This is a genomic window from Brevundimonas goettingensis, assembly GCF_017487405.1.
Classification (GTDB): domain Bacteria; phylum Pseudomonadota; class Alphaproteobacteria; order Caulobacterales; family Caulobacteraceae; genus Brevundimonas; species Brevundimonas goettingensis.
Genome location: NZ_CP062222.1, coordinates 1,111,911 through 1,128,874 on the forward strand (window position 1 = coordinate 1,111,911; position 16,964 = coordinate 1,128,874).

Sequence of the window (16,964 nt, forward strand, 5' to 3'; positions counted from 1 at the left end):
ATCCGTCACCTTCATCATGGCCTCGCCCCCTCCGTCTCCTCGCAAGGGCTCGGAGCCACCTCCCCATTCGCCCAGCGGCGAACGGGGAGGAGATGCTCAGATCGAGAAGCTCACCCCACATCCGCAGCTGCTTGCAGCGTTCGGATTGCGCACCACGAACTGCGCCCCGGCCAGTTCGTCAACGTAAGCCACCTCCGAACCTTTGAGGAAGGGAACCGAGATCGGGTCGACCAGCAGGGTCTGGCCGTCGGTTTCGATGCGCAGGTCGTCGGGCTCGGCGGTCTGGACGAGGTCCATCTGGTACTGGAAGCCGGAGCAGCCGCCGCCCTCGACGGCGACGCGGAGCATGACCGTATGACCCTCGGCGGCGCCGAGCCTGGCCAGACGCTTCGCGGCGCTGGGCGACAGGACGATGCCCTCGGGCGTGCGGGTGGCGACCTTCAGTTCGAACGGGGCCGTGGATTGGACGCTGGTCATGGCTGTCTATATGAGACGCGAAGGGCCGAGCGCAAAGGCCCGGCCGATCACGAAACGCGACCCGCTTGAGCCAGACACCCCCCAACGACACGCCGTTCGCCGATACCTGCGGCTTCGCCCCCTATGCGGAGATCCCGTCCGACACCTTCGGGCGGCTGGTTCCGGAGCCCGCCAGCCGGACGCGCAATGCCTTCGCCCGCGACCGCGACCGGATCATCCATTCGACCGCCTTCCGCCGCCTGAAGGGCAAGACCCAGGTGTTTGTGGCGCATGAGGGCGACCACTACCGCACCCGCCTGACCCACAGTCTGGAGGTGGCCCAGATCGCCCGGTCGCTGGCCCACGCCCTTGGGCTGGACCAGGATCTGGCCGAGACCATCGCCCTGGCCCACGACCTGGGCCATCCGCCGTTCGGCCATGCGGGCGAGGACGAGCTGCAGGTGCAGATGGAGCCGTTCGGCGGCTTCGACCACAATGTCCAGACCTTCCGCGTGGTGACGAAGCTGGAGCGCCGCTATCCGGGCTTCGACGGGCTGAACCTGTCGTGGGAGACGGTCGAGGGGGTGGTCAAGCACAACGGCCCGGTGACCCACAAGCTGGATGACCCGGCCTGGAAGGCCATCGCCGATTACACGCGCACCAGCAATAATCCCGACTGGGATCTGAGGCTGAACAGCTTCGCCTCGCTGGAGGCCCAGGCAGCGGCGATCGCGGACGACATCGCCTACAACAACCACGACGTGGACGACGGGCTGCAGGCCGGGCTGTTCACCCTGACCGATCTGGCCGAGGTGCCGCTGATCGGACCGGCGCTGGCGAGCGTGCGCGCCGACTGGCCCGATCTGGACGAGCGGATGGTGCGGCTGGAGGCTGTGCGGAGGATGATCGGCCTGATGGTCGATGACGTCCTGGCCGAGACCGAGCGGCGGCTCGCTGCGGACCGGATCGTCACGCCCGAGGACGTGCGCACGGCCAGGCGAACCCTGATCCAGTTCTCCGACGCCATGATGGCCGACCTGGGCGTGCTGCGCGCCTTTCTGTTCGAGCGGATGTACCGCCATTATCGCGTCAACCGGACCCGCAGCCAGGCGCGGCGGATCCTGGCCGAGATGTTCCAGCTGTTCATGGCCGAGCCCGAGGTTCTGCCGCCGGAATGGTTCGGGCGGGCCGGGTCGGACGATCTGAACCGGCGGGCGAGGGCGGTGTGCGACTATATCGCCGGCATGACCGACCGCTATGCGATCGAGGAACACCGGCGGCTGTTCAGCATCGACCTGATCCGCGACCTGTGAATTCACCCCAACTGTGATTCGTCTGCGGGGGCGGGCGGGTTAGAGTGTCAGGCCGCGCGCCGATTCGCGCCGGACCCAGAGATCAAGCGACCATGTCCTACGACGACAACAACCGCCCGAACGACAGCCGCGACCGGGGCCCCTATACGCCGCCGACCGACGACGACCTGCCGTTCAATCGCGGCGGTTTCGACGCGCGTCGCGGACCCCCGGCGAAGGCGCCGCCCGTGACCCTCATCGTCAGCGCCGTGGTGCTGCTGGTGCTGATCATCGCCGTGGTGGTCTTCTACCGCTCGGGCCTGCGCGCTTCGAACGACGTGCCGCCGGCCGTGGGCACGCCCGTGGGCCAGATGAAGGTCGAGGCGCCGGTGGACGCCCAGCCGGTCGATGAGGAGGCCGGCGTCGACGTCTATCGTGACGAGACCCCGCCGGTGGACACCGCCCCGACCTATACGGCGCCGCCGGAACAGGCCCAGCCGCGCCCGGCGCCCAGGCCCCTGCCGCCGGTGGTCTCCGACGAGTTGCCGCCGGTCCGTCCTGTTCCGGGGCGTCCGGCCCCGGCGACCACGACCCGTCCGGCCCCGACCGCGCCGGTGGTGCGGCCTTCGCCCCAGGCGACCCAGACCCCGCCGACCCCGGCGGCCGCGAACGGGTCCTCGGCGGTGCAGATCGGCGCCTTCTCCTCGACCGCCATTGCCGACCGCGAATACGCCGCCGTCGCCGCCCGCTTCCCGCAATATGCGCGCGGGGCCCAGAAGCGCGTTCAGGAAGTCACCGCCTCCAACGGTTCGACCGTCTATCGCACCACCTTCTTCGGCCTGAGCCGCGAGCGGGCCCAGGCCTTCTGCGCTGCCATCCAGGGCGCCGGCGGCGACTGCCTGGTGCGCTGAGCCCGGTGAACAGCGCGGCCATCTATGGGTGTCTGGGTACGGCCCTGACGGACGACGAGCGGGCCTTCTTCGCCGACGCCCGGCCGTGGGGCTTCATCCTGTTCCGCCGCAATGTGGAGACGCCCGATCAGGTGCGCCGCCTGACCGACGCCCTGCGTGACAGCGTGGGGTGGGAGGCGCCGGTGCTGGTCGATCAGGAAGGCGGCCGCGTCCAGCGACTGGGCCCGCCGCACTGGGCGAAGTATCCGCCGGGCGAGGCCTATCTGAAGGCGACTAACGACCCGATGACCGCGCGCGAACTGGCGCGGCTGGGCGGACGGCTGATGGCCCATGATCTGAAGGCCGTCGGCATCAACGTCGATTGCGCCCCGGTGCTCGATGTGCCCGTGCCCGGCGCCCACGACATCATCGGCGACCGCGCCTACGCCCGCGATCCCGCTCTGGTGGCCCAGCTGGGCCGGGCGACGGCCGAGGGGCTGCTGGCCGGCGGGGTCCTGCCGGTGATCAAACACATGCCCGGCCACGGCCGCGCCTTCGCCGACACCCACAAGGAGCTGCCGACGGTCCATTCCGACCTCGACACTCTGGACGCCTGGGACTTCGCCCCGTTCAAGGCCCTGTCGGACATGCCGATCGGGATGACGGCCCACATCGTCTTCACCGCCATAGACAGGAAGCGTCCGGCGACCCAGTCGAAGAAGGCGATCAGGCTGATCCGCGAGCGTCTGGGCTTCGGCGGCCTGCTGCTGTCCGACGACCTCGTCATGAACGCCCTGTCGGGGACGCTGAAGGAGCGGGCCGAGAAGTCGCTGAAGGCCGGCTGCGATCTGGTCATCCACTGGAACGGCGACCTCGCCGAGATGCGTCAGGTCGCCGAGGGCGTGGGCCGGCTGAAGGGCGGCGCCGCCCGCCGCGCCGAGGCCGCGCTCGCCCGCATAGTCCATACACCGGAGCCGCTGGATCTGGTCGAGGCCCGCGAACGCTTCGACGCCATGCTCAAGGGGCGTCTGGACGCCGCCAGGGGCGCCGATGTGGGGGAGGCGCAGGCGTGAAGGTCCGGCCTCAAGTAGCGCGAACGCGCGTTAGGCCAGAAGGATGACCGAGGCCTTCCAGCCCAATCTGGACTTCGCCGCCGTCGAGCAGATCGACGCGGGCGAGGCCTTCGTGGTCGATCTGGAGGGCTATGAAGGGCCGCTGCACGTCCTGCTGGCTCTGGCGCGGACCCAGAAGGTCGATCTGCTCAAGCTGTCGATCACGAAGCTGGCGGAACAGTATCTGGCCTTCGTGCATGAGGCGCGGCGGCGGAATTTCTCGCTGGCGGCCGACTATCTCGTGATGGCGTCATGGCTGGCCTATCTGAAGTCGCGGCTGCTGCTGCCGCGCACCGACAAGGGCAAGGGCGACGAGCCTCCGGCCGAAGACATGGCCGCCATCCTGGCCTTCCGCCTGCAGAAGCTGGATGCGATGCGAAAGGCCGTCGAGGCCATTCAGGCCCGGCCCCAGCTGAAGCGCGACGTCTTCACCCGCGGCGACCCGGAGGCCACGGTGATCGTGCCGTCCGACCGCATCGACGCCAGCCTGTACGAGCTGATGAGCGCCTATGTGATCCAGCGGCGGCGCGAACAGGCGCGACACTATACGCCCGGGCAGCGGGTCGAGGCCTTCGGGCTGGAGGCGGCGCGCGACTGGCTGCGCGACGTCCTGCCCCGGCTGGAGGAGTGGACTACGCTGGATCAGGTCGCGCCACTGCGTGACGAGGAGGGCGACGGCCCCAGCCAGGCCAGTTTCACAGCCTCGACCCTGTCGGCCAGTCTGGAGCTGGTCAAGGAAGGGGCGATGGACGTGCGTCAGGACGGGGCGTTCGAGGACATCTATCTGAAGCGGCGGGGCGTGGGCTTCCCGCTGGAGCTGCAGCCGTGACCGATCTCCAGTTCGTGCCCGACGAGACCGAGATGGAGCGCCGCGTCGAGGCCCTGCTGTTCGCCGCCGCCGGACCGTTGTCGGCCGCCGAGATCGCGCGTCGCCTGCCCGAGGGGACCGACGTCGGCGCCGCCATCTCGGGCCTGCGCAAACGCTATGAGGGCAGGGGGGTGGAGCTGGAGTGCGTCGCCGACCGCTGGCGCTTCCGTACCGCGCCCGACCTCGCCTTCCTGATGACCGAGGAGCGGGAGGAGCCGCGCCGCCTGTCCAAGGCCGCGCTCGAGACCCTGGCCATCATCGCCTATCACCAGCCCGTCACTCGGGCCGAGATCGAGAGCGTGCGCGGGGTGTCGATCTCGCGCGGGACGCTGGATCTGCTGCTGGAGATGGGCTTCGTGCGGCTGCGCGGGCGGCGTCGGACGCCGGGCCGTCCGGTCACCTACGCCACCGCCGACCGCTTCCTGGAGCATTTCGGCCTGGCCAGCCTGTACGATCTGCCGGGCGCGGCGGAGATGAAGGCGGCGGGCCTGCTGGACCTGTCCCTGCCCACCGGCTTCGAGGTGCCCGACCCCTCGCGCGGCTCCGACGCCGATGAGGAAGACCCCATCGAGGACGGCGACCAGCCCGAGTTCGCCCAGGATTTCGTGGGGGACTAGGTCGCTACCGGCTTGCCAGAGACTGGACCATGGCGGCGATCGCCTGTGGAACGGGGATCGTATAAAACCCGCCGTGATCGGCCTTCCAGTAGTCGTAGCCTTGCGAGAATGTCCGGGCAGTCCGTCCGTTCGTCGCTTCCAAAGAGCCCAGCGAGCCCCGCAGGGCGGCGGCGGCAAACGGCATGTGCCCCACTTCAATCTTCTCGCCGTCGGGAAGTGGAACGCCACGAAGCGTCACATGCACGACATCCTGATCGCCGACCTTTTCGATGCGCCCGATGGTCACCCGAACCGAGGGGGAGGCGGGATCGGAGAGCGTCCAGATCTGGCCGAGTGCGAGATCGGGAACGGTCCGGGCCGCGCCGGGCGTGGCGCTGACGAGTAGAGCGACCGCGAGGACGACCATCGACCAGAACCGCATCGCCACCTCCTGCCTAGGCCGTCAGCGCGCGCGGAAGTTTGAACGTCACCGTCTCGCGCTCGCCCGGATCATTGACCATGGTCGCGTCGAATCGGTCGGTGATGGCGGCGAGGAGGGCCTGGATCAGGGGCTCAGGGGCGGAGGCGCCGGCGGTGACGCCGACCGTGTCCACGCCCTCGAACCAGGTCCAGTCGACCTGGGTGGCGTCATCGACCAGCCGGGCGTCCCTCGCTCCGCCGCGCAGGGCCACCTCGACCAGCCGCACCGAGTTGGAAGAGTTGGGCGAGCCGACCACCAGCACCAGATCGCAGCCGTCGGCCAGCACCTTGACCGCCTCCTGACGGTTGGTGGTGGCGTAGCAGATGTCTTCCTTGTGCGGGTCGGGCAGTTCGGGGAAGCGGGCCTTGAGCGTCTTCAGGATCTCGGCCGTGTCGTCCATCGAGAGGGTGGTCTGGGTGGCGTAGGCGAGGGGCATGTCGCCGGGCCGTTGAACCGTCTCGGCGTCCTCGACCGTCTCGATCAGGGTGATGGCGCCCTCGGGCAGCTGGCCCATGGTGCCGACGACCTCGGGATGGCCGGCATGGCCGATCAGCAGGATGTGGCGACCGGCATTGTGGTGGCGCTCGGCCTCGACATGGACCTTGGAGACCAGGGGGCAGGTAGCGTCAAGAAACAGCATCTCGCGAGCGCGGGCGCTGGCGGGCACCGACTTGGGCACGCCGTGGGCCGAGAACACGACGGGCCGGTCATCGGGGCACTCGTCCAGCTCCTGGACGAAGACGGCGCCCATGGCCTTCAGCCGCTCGACGACGTGGCGGTTGTGGACGATCTCGTGGCGCACATAGACCGGGGCGCCGAACTTCTCGATGGCGCGCTCGACGATCTGGATGGCGCGGTCCACCCCGGCGCAAAATCCCCGCGGGGTGGCGAGGCGGACCTTGAGCGGGCGTTTGATCGGCGCATGGGCGTTCATGGCGCCAGGGTAACGGTTCTGGCCGACGACCGCCACCGTCTCTGGCGACCGCCACCGTCTCTCTGGGGTACGGGTGTGGGGTGTGGGGTATGGTGCAAGGAGGCGGGGTCATCGCCATGATGGGTGATTATGGCCACGCCCATGCCCCACGCCCCAAATCCTACGCCCATGACGTTTGCCGCGCCTCGCTTTAGCCGCTATCAGCACCCAGCGTGGCGGTGTCGGGCGCCGACACTTTGCTGCGCGCCCATTCGGCTGTCGGAAATTCCCTTGATGCGTCGCCTTGTCCCTGCCTTGTCCGCCATTGTCCTGATGGCCGGTGTGCTTCCCAGCGTGGCCCATGCCCAGTTCAGCGGCGGTCAGCAACAGCAGGGCCAGCGCCCGACCGGCGGTCAGCAGCAGGGAGGCGACGACGAGGAGGGAGCCTCCCGCCGTGGCCCGCGCCAGGGCGTCCTGCGCCAGCAAGCCAACGCCGGCCCGTGCCCCTATGTGAAGATTCTCTATGACGCCGCCCGCTATGTGGAGCTGGCCGACAACCGCGCCGCCCTGGCCAATGTCGGCTATACCGGCGAGATCGAAGGCGTCACCGCCGGCTGCAGCTATCGTTCCGACGATCCGATCACCGTGCAGATGAACGTCCTGTTCGATCTGGGCCGTGGCGCTCAGGCGACGAGCGATCAGCGCACCTATCGCTACTGGATCGCCGTGACCGAGCGGAACGCCGCCGTCCTGGCCAAGGAATATTTCGACCTGCCGGTCGACTTCAAAGGCCAGCAGACCGCCTCGGTCGAGGAAGAGCGCACCATCGTGATCCCGCGCAAGGACGTCAGCGTCAGCGGCTCGAACTTCGAGGTCCTTGTCGGCTTTGACGTCACGCCGGAGATGGCCGCCTTCAATCGCGACGGCAGCCGCTTCCGCGTCAACGCCGGGACCGCGCCGACCCCCGCGCCCGCCACCCAGCCGCCGGCCCAGTAATGACCGATCTCAAGTCAGAGTTGGGCGAAGCGGTCGCGGCCGCCTTCGCTGCCGAAGGCGTGGACGCGGCGCTGGCGCGGGTGACCCCGTCCGATCGGCCGGACCTGGCCGACTTCCAGTCCAACGGGGCCCTGGCCGCCGCCAAGGCGCTGAAGGCCAATCCGCGCGAGCTGGCGGGCAAGGTCGCCGAGCGCCTGGCCGCCGATCCGCGCCTGTCCTCGGTCGAGGTCGCCGGACCCGGCTTCATCAATTTCAAGGTCTCGGACGCCACCCTCGCGAAGCGCGCCCAGGCCGTCGCCGCCGATGCGACCCTGGCCGGGGCGTCGGCCGTTGCCGAATCGCGCAAGGTGATCATCGACTACGCCGGGCCCAACGTGGCAAAGCCGATGCACGTCGGTCACCTGCGCTCCTCGATCATCGGCGAAAGCCTGAAGCGGCTGTTCCGCCTGCGCGGCGACACCGTCTGGGGCGACGCCCACTTCGGCGACTGGGGCTTCCAGATGGGGCTGCTGATCGTCGCCGTGGGCGATGAAGGCAAGGCCGACGGCTTCCTTGTCGAAGGCGAAGGCCCGTTCCCGGCCGAGAGCCCGGTCAGTCTTGATGACCTCGAACGCCTGTATCCGGCCGCCGCTTCGACTGCCAAGGAAGACCCCGCCTATCGCGACCGCGCCCGCAAGGCGACGGCCGAATTGCAGGGCGGTCGCCCCGGCTATCGCGCCCTGTGGAAGCATTTTGTCGCCGTCAGCCGCTCCGCGCTGGAGCGCGAGTTCGGCGCCCTGGACGTCACCTTCGACCTCTGGAACGGGGAATCGGACGCCGATCCGCGCATGGTCGGGATGATCGCCGATCTGACCGCCAAGGGCCTGCTGGTCGAGGACGACGGCGCCCAGGTGGTCCACGTCGCCAGGCCGGGTGAGACGCGCAAGAAGAAGCTGGCAGATGGTTCGGTGATCGAGGCGCCCAGCCCGCCGCCGCTGCTGGTGGTGAGCTCCGAAGGCTCGGCCATGTACGGCACGACCGATCTGGCGACCATCGTCGACCGCCGCGAGACGCTGGATCCCGACCTGATGCTCTATGTCGTCGACGAGCGGCAGGCCGAGCATTTCGAACAGGTCTATCGCGCCGCCTATCTGGCCGGCTACGCGAAGCCGGGCGAGCTGGAGCACCTCGGCTTCGGCACCATGAACGGCACCGACGGCAAGCCGTTCAAGACCCGCGCGGGCGGGGTGCTCAAGCTGCACGACCTGATTACCCAGGCGACCGACAAGGCGCGCGACCGTCTGCACGAGGCCAACCTCGGCGCCGACGTCGATCCGGCCGAGTTCGAGGCCATCGCCCACAAGGTGGCCATCGCCGCCCTGAAGTTCGCCGATCTGTCGAACAGCCGAACCACCAGCTACATCTTCGACCTCGACCGCTTCATGAGCTTCGAGGGCAAGACCGGCCCCTATCTGCTCTATCAGGTCGTCCGCATTCGCTCGCTGCTGCGGCGCGGGGCGGAGCAGGGCGCCACGCCCGGCCCGATCGCCGTCGTGGAGCCGGCCGAGCGCGATCTGGTGCTGACACTGGACGCCTTCGATCAGGCGATCTCGGACGCCTATGACAAGCGGATGCCGCACCTGATCGCGGAACACGCCTATCGTCTGGCCCAGGCTTTCTCGAAATTCTACGCGGCCTGCCCGGTGCTGGTCGCGCCGGACGAGGCCACGCGCGGCTCGCGGCTGGCCTTGTCGAAGGCGGCGCTGGACCAGCTGGTGCTGGCGCTCGGCGTGTTGGGCATCGCGACGCCGGAACGCATGTAGCGAAGCTTCTCCGGATTCGGGTTAGACTGCGTCGATCCCGATCCGGAGCCTGCCATGTCCCTCGACGCCTTCATCAACAGCCTGCCCAAGGCCGAGCTGCATTTGCACATCGAGGGCAGTCTCGAGCCCGAGCTGATGTTCGAGCTGGCAAGGCGGAACAAGGTCGAGATCCCGTTCGACAGCGTCGAAGCCGTGCGCGCGGCCTATGACTTCTCGAACCTGCAGGACTTCCTCGACATCTATTACGCCGGGGCCAATGTCCTGCAGACCGAGCAGGACTTCCACGACCTGGCCTATGCCTATTTCCAGCGGGCGGCGGCGGACCGGGTGCGCCACGCCGAGATCTTCTTCGACCCCCAGACCCACACCGACCGGGGCATTCCGTTCCAGGTGGTCGCCGACGGCCTGCTGTCGGGGATGAAGGCGGCCGAGGCGGATCTGGACGTCTCGTCCCAGCTGATCCTCTGCTTCCTGCGCCACCTCGATGAGGATGCGGCCTTCGCGACGCTCCGGAAGGCCGAGCCCTGGCTGGACCGGATCCGGGGCGTGGGGCTGGACTCCTCCGAAGTCGGCCATCCGCCGTCCAAGTTCAAATCCGTCTTCGCCGCCGCCGGCTCCATGGGGCTGAAGCGCGTCGCCCATGCCGGGGAGGAGGGGCCGCCGGAGTATGTCTGGGAGGCGCTGGACCTGCTCAAGATCGACCGGATGGATCACGGCAACCGGTCGATGGAGGACCCGAAACTGGTCGAACGGCTCGCGAAGGAGGGGATGACCCTGACCGTCTGCCCGCTGTCGAACCACAAGCTCTGCGTCGTCGACGACCTCAAAGATCATCCCGTGCCGGAGATGCTGCGGCAGGGGCTTCACGTCACGCTGAACTCCGACGACCCCGCCTATTTCGGCGGCTATGTGAACGAGAACTGGCGTCAGCTGACGGCCGCCGTCGGCCTGACGCGCGAGCAGCTGATCGGTCTGGCGAAGAACAGCTTCGAGGGCTCGTTCCTGACCTCGGCGGAGAAGGCGGCGTACATCGACGAGGTCGAGGCGTACGCCGCCCTCTGATCCGGATCAGATCGGCAGGATCGCCGTCCCGAAGGCCTTTTTCAGGTCGTGGGCTGCGAATTGCTGCGCCACAGCCGCGTCTGGCAGCACCAGACCCATGCCGAAGAATTCATGGGTCGAGCCGTTGAAGGTCTTCGCGCGGGTGTCGACGCCGGCCGCCTCCAGCTTTTCGGCCAGGTTTTCGCCCTCGGTGCGCAGGGGGTCGATCTCGGCGGTGATCACGGTGGAGGAGGGCAGGCCCCGCAGGTCGGCCGCGCCCACGACATTGATGCGCGGGTCGGCGGTTTCGCTCTGATCGTTGAAGGTGTGCTTCACGAACCACTCCATCATCGGCTTGTTAAGCGGCTTGGCGGCGGCGTTCTCGACATAGCTCTCGGTGGTCATGTCATTGCCGACCAGCGGATAGACCAGCACCTGATGCGCCGGGGCCTGCAGGCCCTGGTCGCGGGCGGCGATGGAGACGTTGATGGCCAGGTTGCCGCCGGCGCTTTCCCCCATCACCGCGACCTTGCGCGGATCGCCGCCGATGGTCTGGGCATTGGCGAGCGCCCATTTGTACGCCGCGACGGCGTCGTCATGGGCGGCGGGGAACTTGTTCTCTGGCGCCTGACGGTAGTGGACCGACAGGACCACGACGTCGGCGAAGCGGCTGAGCCCGCGCGGGCCGCCGTCATAGACGTCGAGGTCGGCGATGACGAAGCCGCCGCCGTGGAAATAGACGACCAGCGGCTTCAGGTCGTCGCTGTCGAGGTTGGGACTGTAGATCCGGGCCTGCAGCGGGCCGGCGGCGCCGTCGATGGTGATGTCGCGGGTCTGGATGCCCAGGGTCGGGTCCTCGTCCTTGATCGTCTCCCGCAGAATCTTCTTCACCGCGTCGGTCGGGGTCGGCTGGAGGCGCGCCTCCTGCGGCGACAGGGTCTCGATCGGCTTGCCGCCCAGACCTGCCAGGGTGTCCAGCACCTTGCCCATCATCATGTCGGGTTTGGCGGGGGTATTGCGCGGCTGGTCGTCTTTGCCGAGGATTTTGTCGAGGATAGACATAGGCTTCTCCGAATATTCAGGCGGGGGGCGATGCCGGTGTTAATCCCGATATCGCGCGGTTGTTCCTCCGCCCAAGCTTGACTCCCGGTCGGAGTCGGGGCCTAGGTCGCCTCGCTCTCGCGGGAGAGATCGGGTGCCTTTCGGGGCGACCCGGAGCCGAAGGCGCAACCGCCCCGGAAACGCTCAGGCAAACGGACCGCGAGGACATTCGGACGCTGGAAAGTCGGTCCTTGGACCGCGCCGACGGAGCAATGCCGCCCCTCTTTTAAGGGCGTCGGAATCTCTCAGGCTTCAGGACAGCGGGGGCGCGAGGACGGCGGAGCTTCCGCCACTGAACGCGACTCTGGAAAGCCGACACATGACCGACGAGACCCTGAAGACCACGCCCCTGAACGCCGCGCACCGCGCGCTCGGAGCCCGCATGGTCGGCTTCGGCGGCTATGACATGCCGGTCCAGTATGAGGGCGTCCTGGCCGAGCACCGCTGGACCCGCGAACACGCCGGCCTGTTCGACGTCAGCCACATGGGCCAGTGCAAGATCACCGGCGCCGACGCCATTTCCCAGTTCGAGCGCTTCGTGCCGGGCGACTACCAGATCCTGAAGTCGGGCAAGCAGAAGTATTCCCTGCTGCTCAACACCGACGGCGGCATCATCGACGACCTGATGGCCGGCAAGCCCGACCACGACGGCCTGTTCGTCGTCGTCAACGCCGGCAACAAGGACGAGGACTTCGCCTTCTGGGCCGCCAATCTCGAAGGCGACGCCACCCTGACGGTGCTGGACGACCGCGCCCTGATCGCCATCCAGGGTCCCGAAGCCGCCGAGGTGATGCTGAAGCATGAGCCGGTCCTGGCCGAATTCGGCTTCATGGACTGCGCCCGGCTCATGCTGTTCGGGGTCGACTGCTTCGTCTCCCGCTCGGGCTACACCGGCGAGGACGGCTATGAAATCTCGGTCCCGGCCGCCGACGCCGAGCGCATCTGGAACACCATCCTCGAGGACGCCCGCGTCAAGCCGATCGGTCTGGGCGCGCGCGACAGCCTGCGTCTGGAGGCCGGCCTGCCTCTGCACGGCCATGACATCGACCCCACGACCTCGCCGGTCGAAGGCGCCCTGACCTTCGCCCTGTCCAAGTCACGCAAGGAAGCCGCGAACTTCAACGGCGCCGAGCGTATCCTGAAGGAACTGGCCGAGGGCCCCTCGCGCGTCCGCGTCGGCCTGAGCGTCAAGGAAGGCGCCCCGGCCCGCGAGGGCGCCGAGGTCGCCGATCTGGACGGCAACCTCATCGGCAAGGTGACCTCGGGCGGCCCGTCGCCGACCTTGGGCCGCAACATCGCCATGGGCTATGTGCCCCCCGCATTCGCCGAACTGGGCACGGAGCTGAAGGTTCTGGTGCGTGGCAAGCCCGCCGCCGCCGAGGTCGTCGCCATGCCCTTCGTCGCCTCCCGCTACTACCGCAAACCCAAAGCCTGAGAGCCCCAGCCATGAAATTCACCAAGGATCACGAGTGGGTCAGCGTCGACGGCGACATCGCCACCGTCGGCATCTCCAAACACGCCGCGGACGCCCTGGGCGATGTGGTGTTCGTGGAAGTCCCCGAAGTCGGCAAGACCGTCACCAAGGGCGACAGCTTCGCCGTGGTCGAGAGCGTCAAGGCCGCCTCGGACGTCTACGCCCCCGTCTCGGGCGAGGTGGTCGAGGCCAATGACGTCCTGGGCAGCGCCCCGGAGACCGTCAACTCGGCCCCGGAAGCCGACGGCTGGTTCGCCAGGATCAAGATCTCCGACGCCTCGGCGCTGGACGGTCTGATGGATCAGGCCGCGTACGACGAATATCTGACCACGCTTTAGTTTCTCCGCTCATCCCCGCGAAAGCGGGGACCCAGCCCTGTCGCGAGGCACGGGCTGGGATGAGCGGATCGTCCTCCCCGGCGACAGTCCTCGCCCAAAGCACTGGGTCCCCGCTTTCGCGGGGATGAGCGGAATAGAACATGCGCTACCTCCCCCTGACCGCCGACGACCGTGAGGCGATGCTCGCCGCCATCGGCGTCAAATCGATCGACGACCTGTTCGTGGATGTGCCCGAAGCCGCGAGGCGCGAGGGCTTCGTCGACCTGCCGCGCGTGGCGGGCGAACTGGAGGTGGAGCGGGCCCTGTCCAAGATGGCCGGGCGCAATGTCGCGGCGGGCTCGGCGCCCTTCTTCTGCGGCGCGGGCGCCTACAAGCACCATGTGCCCGCGACGGTGGATCACATCATCCAGCGCTCGGAGTTCTTGACCAGCTACACCCCGTACCAGCCGGAAATCGCGCAGGGCACGCTGCAGTACCTCTATGAGTTCCAGACCCAGGTCGCGAACCTTACGGGAATGCCGGTCGCCAACGCCTCGCTCTATGACGGCTCGACCGCCATGGCCGAGGGTGTGCTGATGGCGACCCGCGTCACCCGCCGCAACAAGGCGGTCATCTCGGGCGGGGTGCATCCCCACTATGTCCGCGCCACCGAGACCGTGGTCCATGCCGTCGGCGTCGAGACCGAAGCCCTGGCCGCTGCCGTCGATGCGGAAGCCGCCGTCATCGATGCGATCGACAAGGACACCGCCTGCGTCGTCGTCCAGACCCCGAACGTCTTCGGCACCGCGACCGACGTGACCAAGATCGCCGAGGCCGCGCACGCCGCCGGCGCCCTGCTGATCGTCGTGGTCACCGAGGCCGTGTCGATGGGGCTGCTCAAGTCGCCGGGCGAGATGGGGGCCGACATCGTCGCCGCCGAGGGCCAGTCGATCGGCAACGCCCTGAACTTCGGCGGACCCTACGTCGGCCTGTTCGCCTGCCGCGAAAAGCTGATCCGCCAGATGCCGGGCCGCCTGACCGGCGAGACCGTGGACGCCGACGGCGAGCGCGGCTTCGTCCTGACCCTGTCGACGCGCGAGCAGCACATCCGCCGCGACAAGGCGACGTCGAATATCTGCACCAATTCCGGCCTCTGCACCCTGGCCTTCACCATCCACATGAGCCTGCTGGGCGAGACGGGCCTGCGCAAACTGGCCCTGCTGAACCACGAGAAGGCCGTGGCGACCCGCGACGCCCTGGCCGCCATTCCGGGCGTTGAGATCCTGACGCCGCGCTTCTTCAACGAGTTCGCGGTGCGTCTGCCGAAGAACGCCGCCGAGGTCGTCCAGACCCTGGCCGATCACCACCTGCTGGCCGGCGTGCCCTACAGCCGTCTGGCGCCCGACGCCGGCATGGATGACGTCCTGCTGGTCGCCGCCACCGAAACCACGCTGGACGTCGATATCCAGCTTCTCGCCAAGAGCCTTATGAAGGTGCTGGCGGCATGATCCTTCGCGTCGCCGCGTTGGCTTTTACTCTGGTCGCTTCTGCGCCGGCCCACGCTCAGGTCAATCAAGGCAATCAGCCGCCCTTGATCCGGCGGGAGCAGGGGACCTACGCCGAGCCTTCGGTGCTGGCTCAGTGGATCAAGGACAATGTGCCGTCCGAGAACATCCTCGATCTGGCGACGATGATTCCGGGTTCAGCGGTGGTCTGGGTGGATCGGAGCACGGTGACCAAGGCTGACGCCTTCGGTGAGGCGTGGCAGCACTGGGAAATCTACGACGCTGCTACCGCAGAGGCTGTCGGCTTCCGGTCGTTCAAAATCCTCCAGAGATACCAGTGCGCGGAAGGCGGGACCGTGCACATCGAGGGTTTGATGTACAGCGGCAACGACCTGACCGGCACGTCGACCGAGGTTCCGCCTCCCGGTGCGAACGCGTGGAAAGCGCTCAACTTCGTCCTGTGGGACGATCTTCGACATACCGTCTGCGAAGGCACCTATTTCTTTGACGAGAAGGCTCCGTAATGAGCACCATGAACACTATCGGCCGCCCGACCGCCCCCAATCAAGTCCAGTCCAAGCCCGCGACCCTGACCGGCGCGCGCGGCCTGCTTCAGGACGAGCATCTGATCTTCGAGAGCGACGGCTGGGGCAAGACTGGCGTCGACCTGCCCGAGCCCGCCACCGACGGCGGGGACCTGGGCGACCTGGTCCGTCGCGATCCGATCGGTCTGCCGGGCCTGTCGGAGCCCGAGGCGATGCGCCACTATGTGCGCCTGAGCCAGAAGAACCACGCCATCGACCTGGCCATCTATCCGCTGGGCTCGTGCACGATGAAGCACAACCCGCGTCTGAACGAGAAGATGGCGCGCCTGCCGGGCTTCTCGGACATCCACCCGCTGCAGCCGCAGTCGACGGTGCAGGGCGCGCTGGAGCTGATGGACACCCTGGCGCACTGGCTGAAGACCCTGACCGGCATGCCCGCGGTGGCCCTGTCGCCCAAGGCCGGCGCCCATGGCGAACTGTGCGGCCTGATGGCCATTCGCGCGGCCCACGAGGCCAAGGGCGAGCACGAGAAGCGCCGCAAGGTGCTGGTCCCGACCTCGGCCCACGGCACCAACCCGGCGACCGCCGCCTTCGTCGGCTATACGGTCGTGGAAGTGGCCCAGACCGACGACGGCCGCGTGGACGTCGCCGACTTGGCCTCCAAGCTGGGTGACGACGTCGCCGCCATCATGGTGACCAACCCCAACACCTGCGGCCTGTTCGAGCGCGACATCCTGGAGATCAGCCGCCTGACGCATGAGGCGGGCGCCTATTTCTACTGCGACGGCGCCAACTTCAACGCCATCGTCGGCCGGGTGCGCCCGGGCGATCTCGGCGTCGACGCCATGCACATCAACCTGCACAAGACCTTCTCCACGCCCCACGGCGGCGGCGGTCCGGGCGCGGGTCCGGTCGTGCTGTCGGAAGCCTTGGCGCCCTTCGCCCCGGCCCCTTGGGTCGTGCATGACGCTGACGGCTATTCGCTGATCGAGCGGGAGGAGGGCGACGCCGCCCAGGCCTTCGGCCGCCTCTGCGCCTTCCAGGGCCAGATGGGCATGTATGTTCGCGCCCTCAGCTACATGATGAGCCACGGTTCGGACGGCCTGCGTCAGGTTGCCGAGGACGCCGTCCTGAACGCCAACTACATCAAGGCCCGCCTGTCGGATCTTATGAGCCCGGCCTTCCCCGACGGCCCCTGCATGCACGAGGCCCTGTTCGACGACGAATGGCTGAAGGGCACGGACGTCACCACCCTCGACTTCGCCAAGGCGATGATCGACGAGGGCTTCCACCCGATGACCATGTATTTCCCGCTCGTCGTCCACGGCGCCATGCTGATCGAGCCGACCGAGACGGAATCGAAGCAGGAGCTGGACCGGTTCATCAACGCCATGCGCCTGCTGGCGGAAGCGGCCAAGGCCGGCGACGTCGACCGCTTCAAGGGCGCGCCCTTCCATGCCCCGCTCAAGCGTCTGGACGAAACCCGCGCCGCCCGCTCGCCGGTGCTGCGCTGGTCGGCTCCGGCCGGGACGAATATCGCCGCCGAATAGGCTTGCGGGGAGGGCGGATCGCGCC

The 16,964-nt window shown here is 68.1% G+C and carries 17 protein-coding genes and 2 riboswitches; of the genes, 13 read left to right on the forward strand and 4 right to left on the reverse strand.

What is annotated here, in order from left to right:
• Positions 1-96: 96 nt before the first annotated feature.
• On the reverse strand, positions 97-477 hold the full coding sequence (erpA, locus tag IFJ75_RS05495) for an iron-sulfur cluster insertion protein ErpA (RefSeq protein WP_207931626.1): 381 nt from the start codon (positions 475-477) through the stop codon (positions 97-99).
• A 65-nt stretch (positions 478-542) separates the two neighbouring features.
• On the opposite strand from erpA, the gene IFJ75_RS05500 reads away from it, so the two are divergent.
• The 5 genes from IFJ75_RS05500 (at position 543) to scpB (ending at position 5,235) form a co-directional block, all read left to right on the forward strand.
• Entirely contained in the window at positions 543-1,769 is a 1,227-nt protein-coding gene (locus IFJ75_RS05500) for a deoxyguanosinetriphosphate triphosphohydrolase (RefSeq protein ID WP_207931627.1), read from the forward strand.
• 92 nt (positions 1,770-1,861) lie between these two features.
• Complete coding sequence (locus IFJ75_RS05505; protein WP_207931628.1) at positions 1,862-2,659, forward strand: SPOR domain-containing protein; 798 nt, start codon at positions 1,862-1,864, stop codon at positions 2,657-2,659.
• Between the two features lie 5 nt (positions 2,660-2,664).
• Positions 2,665-3,711 carry a beta-N-acetylhexosaminidase gene (nagZ, locus tag IFJ75_RS05510; RefSeq protein ID WP_207931629.1) on the forward strand — a complete coding sequence of 349 codons (1,047 nt, stop codon included), beginning with the start codon at positions 2,665-2,667 and terminating at the stop codon, positions 3,709-3,711.
• A gap of 43 nt (positions 3,712-3,754) precedes the next feature.
• Positions 3,755-4,579, forward strand: a complete 825-nt coding sequence (locus tag IFJ75_RS05515; RefSeq protein WP_207931630.1) for a segregation and condensation protein A — start codon at positions 3,755-3,757, stop codon at positions 4,577-4,579.
• Between the two features lie 32 nt (positions 4,580-4,611).
• On the forward strand, positions 4,612-5,235 hold the full coding sequence (scpB, locus tag IFJ75_RS05520) for an SMC-Scp complex subunit ScpB (RefSeq protein WP_207932482.1): 624 nt from the start codon (positions 4,612-4,614) through the stop codon (positions 5,233-5,235).
• Between the two features lie 4 nt (positions 5,236-5,239).
• On the opposite strand, the gene IFJ75_RS05525 is transcribed toward scpB, so the two are convergent.
• A complete protein-coding gene (locus IFJ75_RS05525) occupies positions 5,240-5,656 on the reverse strand; it encodes a hypothetical protein (protein ID WP_207931631.1) in 417 nt (138 codons plus the stop codon).
• Positions 5,657-5,669: 13 nt separating this feature from the next.
• Positions 5,670-6,629 (reverse strand): 4-hydroxy-3-methylbut-2-enyl diphosphate reductase, encoded by a 960-nt coding sequence (gene ispH, locus IFJ75_RS05530; RefSeq protein WP_207932483.1) that lies wholly within the window; start codon positions 6,627-6,629, stop codon positions 5,670-5,672.
• 273 nt (positions 6,630-6,902) lie between these two features.
• Here ispH and IFJ75_RS05535 point away from each other — a divergent pair, with 273 nt between their 5' ends.
• From IFJ75_RS05535 to IFJ75_RS05545, 3 genes are read left to right on the forward strand one after another with little or no spacing between them, the layout of a single operon-like run.
• Positions 6,903-7,604 (forward strand): Tat pathway signal sequence domain protein, encoded by a 702-nt coding sequence (locus IFJ75_RS05535; protein WP_207931632.1) that lies wholly within the window; start codon positions 6,903-6,905, stop codon positions 7,602-7,604.
• Complete coding sequence (argS, locus tag IFJ75_RS05540) at positions 7,604-9,406, forward strand: arginine--tRNA ligase (RefSeq protein WP_207931633.1); 1,803 nt, start codon at positions 7,604-7,606, stop codon at positions 9,404-9,406. Before IFJ75_RS05535 ends, argS begins: the two co-directional genes overlap by 1 nt.
• Before the next feature lie 54 nt (positions 9,407-9,460).
• Positions 9,461-10,468, forward strand: coding sequence for an adenosine deaminase (locus IFJ75_RS05545; RefSeq protein ID WP_207931634.1), 1,008 nt, complete (start codon positions 9,461-9,463; stop codon positions 10,466-10,468).
• 6 nt (positions 10,469-10,474) lie between these two features.
• Here the strand turns inward: IFJ75_RS05545 and IFJ75_RS05550 are convergent, their stop codons facing one another.
• Positions 10,475-11,509 (reverse strand): alpha/beta hydrolase, encoded by a 1,035-nt coding sequence (locus IFJ75_RS05550; RefSeq protein WP_207931635.1) that lies wholly within the window; start codon positions 11,507-11,509, stop codon positions 10,475-10,477.
• A 110-nt stretch (positions 11,510-11,619) separates the two neighbouring features.
• Positions 11,620-11,718: riboswitch (glycine riboswitch) on the forward strand.
• A gap of 4 nt (positions 11,719-11,722) precedes the next feature.
• A riboswitch (glycine riboswitch) is annotated at positions 11,723-11,811 on the forward strand.
• Positions 11,812-11,867: 56 nt separating this feature from the next.
• Here IFJ75_RS05550 and gcvT point away from each other — a divergent pair.
• The 5 genes from gcvT (at position 11,868) to gcvPB (ending at position 16,939) form a co-directional block, all read left to right on the forward strand.
• Entirely contained in the window at positions 11,868-12,983 is a 1,116-nt protein-coding gene (gcvT, locus tag IFJ75_RS05555; RefSeq protein WP_207931636.1) for a glycine cleavage system aminomethyltransferase GcvT, read from the forward strand.
• Between the two features lie 11 nt (positions 12,984-12,994).
• The gene (gcvH, locus tag IFJ75_RS05560) at positions 12,995-13,360 is read left to right on the forward strand and encodes a glycine cleavage system protein GcvH (protein WP_207931637.1); all 366 of its coding nucleotides are present in this window, start codon (positions 12,995-12,997) and stop codon (positions 13,358-13,360) included.
• Between the two features lie 140 nt (positions 13,361-13,500).
• A complete protein-coding gene (gene gcvPA, locus IFJ75_RS05565) occupies positions 13,501-14,847 on the forward strand; it encodes an aminomethyl-transferring glycine dehydrogenase subunit GcvPA (protein ID WP_207931638.1) in 1,347 nt (448 codons plus the stop codon).
• Positions 14,844-15,368, forward strand: a complete 525-nt coding sequence (locus IFJ75_RS05570) for a surface-adhesin E family protein (RefSeq protein ID WP_207931639.1) — start codon at positions 14,844-14,846, stop codon at positions 15,366-15,368. The genes gcvPA and IFJ75_RS05570 overlap by 4 nt, the downstream gene beginning before the upstream one ends.
• A complete protein-coding gene (gene gcvPB / locus IFJ75_RS05575) occupies positions 15,368-16,939 on the forward strand; it encodes an aminomethyl-transferring glycine dehydrogenase subunit GcvPB (protein ID WP_207931640.1) in 1,572 nt (523 codons plus the stop codon). The genes IFJ75_RS05570 and gcvPB overlap by 1 nt, the downstream gene beginning before the upstream one ends.
• Positions 16,940-16,964: the final 25 nt, after the last annotated feature.

What these genes read in the sequence shown, in the direction of transcription:
- erpA (WP_207931626.1), bottom strand. Translation starts at nt 477, where the DNA reads ATGACCAGCGTCCAATCCACGGCCCCGTTCGAACTGAAGGTCGCCACC.
- IFJ75_RS05505 (WP_207931628.1), top strand. Translation starts at nt 1,862, where the DNA reads ATGTCCTACGACGACAACAACCGCCCGAACGACAGCCGCGACCGGGGC.
- IFJ75_RS05515 (WP_207931630.1), top strand. Translation starts at nt 3,755, where the DNA reads ATGACCGAGGCCTTCCAGCCCAATCTGGACTTCGCCGCCGTCGAGCAG.
- scpB (WP_207932482.1), top strand. Translation starts at nt 4,612, where the DNA reads ATGGAGCGCCGCGTCGAGGCCCTGCTGTTCGCCGCCGCCGGACCGTTG.
- IFJ75_RS05525 (WP_207931631.1), bottom strand. Translation starts at nt 5,656, where the DNA reads ATGCGGTTCTGGTCGATGGTCGTCCTCGCGGTCGCTCTACTCGTCAGC.
- ispH (WP_207932483.1), bottom strand. Translation starts at nt 6,629, where the DNA reads ATGAACGCCCATGCGCCGATCAAACGCCCGCTCAAGGTCCGCCTCGCC.
- IFJ75_RS05535 (WP_207931632.1), top strand. Translation starts at nt 6,903, where the DNA reads ATGCGTCGCCTTGTCCCTGCCTTGTCCGCCATTGTCCTGATGGCCGGT.
- argS (WP_207931633.1), top strand. Translation starts at nt 7,604, where the DNA reads ATGACCGATCTCAAGTCAGAGTTGGGCGAAGCGGTCGCGGCCGCCTTC.
- IFJ75_RS05545 (WP_207931634.1), top strand. Translation starts at nt 9,461, where the DNA reads ATGTCCCTCGACGCCTTCATCAACAGCCTGCCCAAGGCCGAGCTGCAT.
- IFJ75_RS05550 (WP_207931635.1), bottom strand. Translation starts at nt 11,509, where the DNA reads ATGTCTATCCTCGACAAAATCCTCGGCAAAGACGACCAGCCGCGCAAT.
- gcvT (WP_207931636.1), top strand. Translation starts at nt 11,868, where the DNA reads ATGACCGACGAGACCCTGAAGACCACGCCCCTGAACGCCGCGCACCGC.
- gcvH (WP_207931637.1), top strand. Translation starts at nt 12,995, where the DNA reads ATGAAATTCACCAAGGATCACGAGTGGGTCAGCGTCGACGGCGACATC.
- gcvPA (WP_207931638.1), top strand. Translation starts at nt 13,501, where the DNA reads ATGCGCTACCTCCCCCTGACCGCCGACGACCGTGAGGCGATGCTCGCC.
- IFJ75_RS05570 (WP_207931639.1), top strand. Translation starts at nt 14,844, where the DNA reads ATGATCCTTCGCGTCGCCGCGTTGGCTTTTACTCTGGTCGCTTCTGCG.
- gcvPB (WP_207931640.1), top strand. Translation starts at nt 15,368, where the DNA reads ATGAGCACCATGAACACTATCGGCCGCCCGACCGCCCCCAATCAAGTC.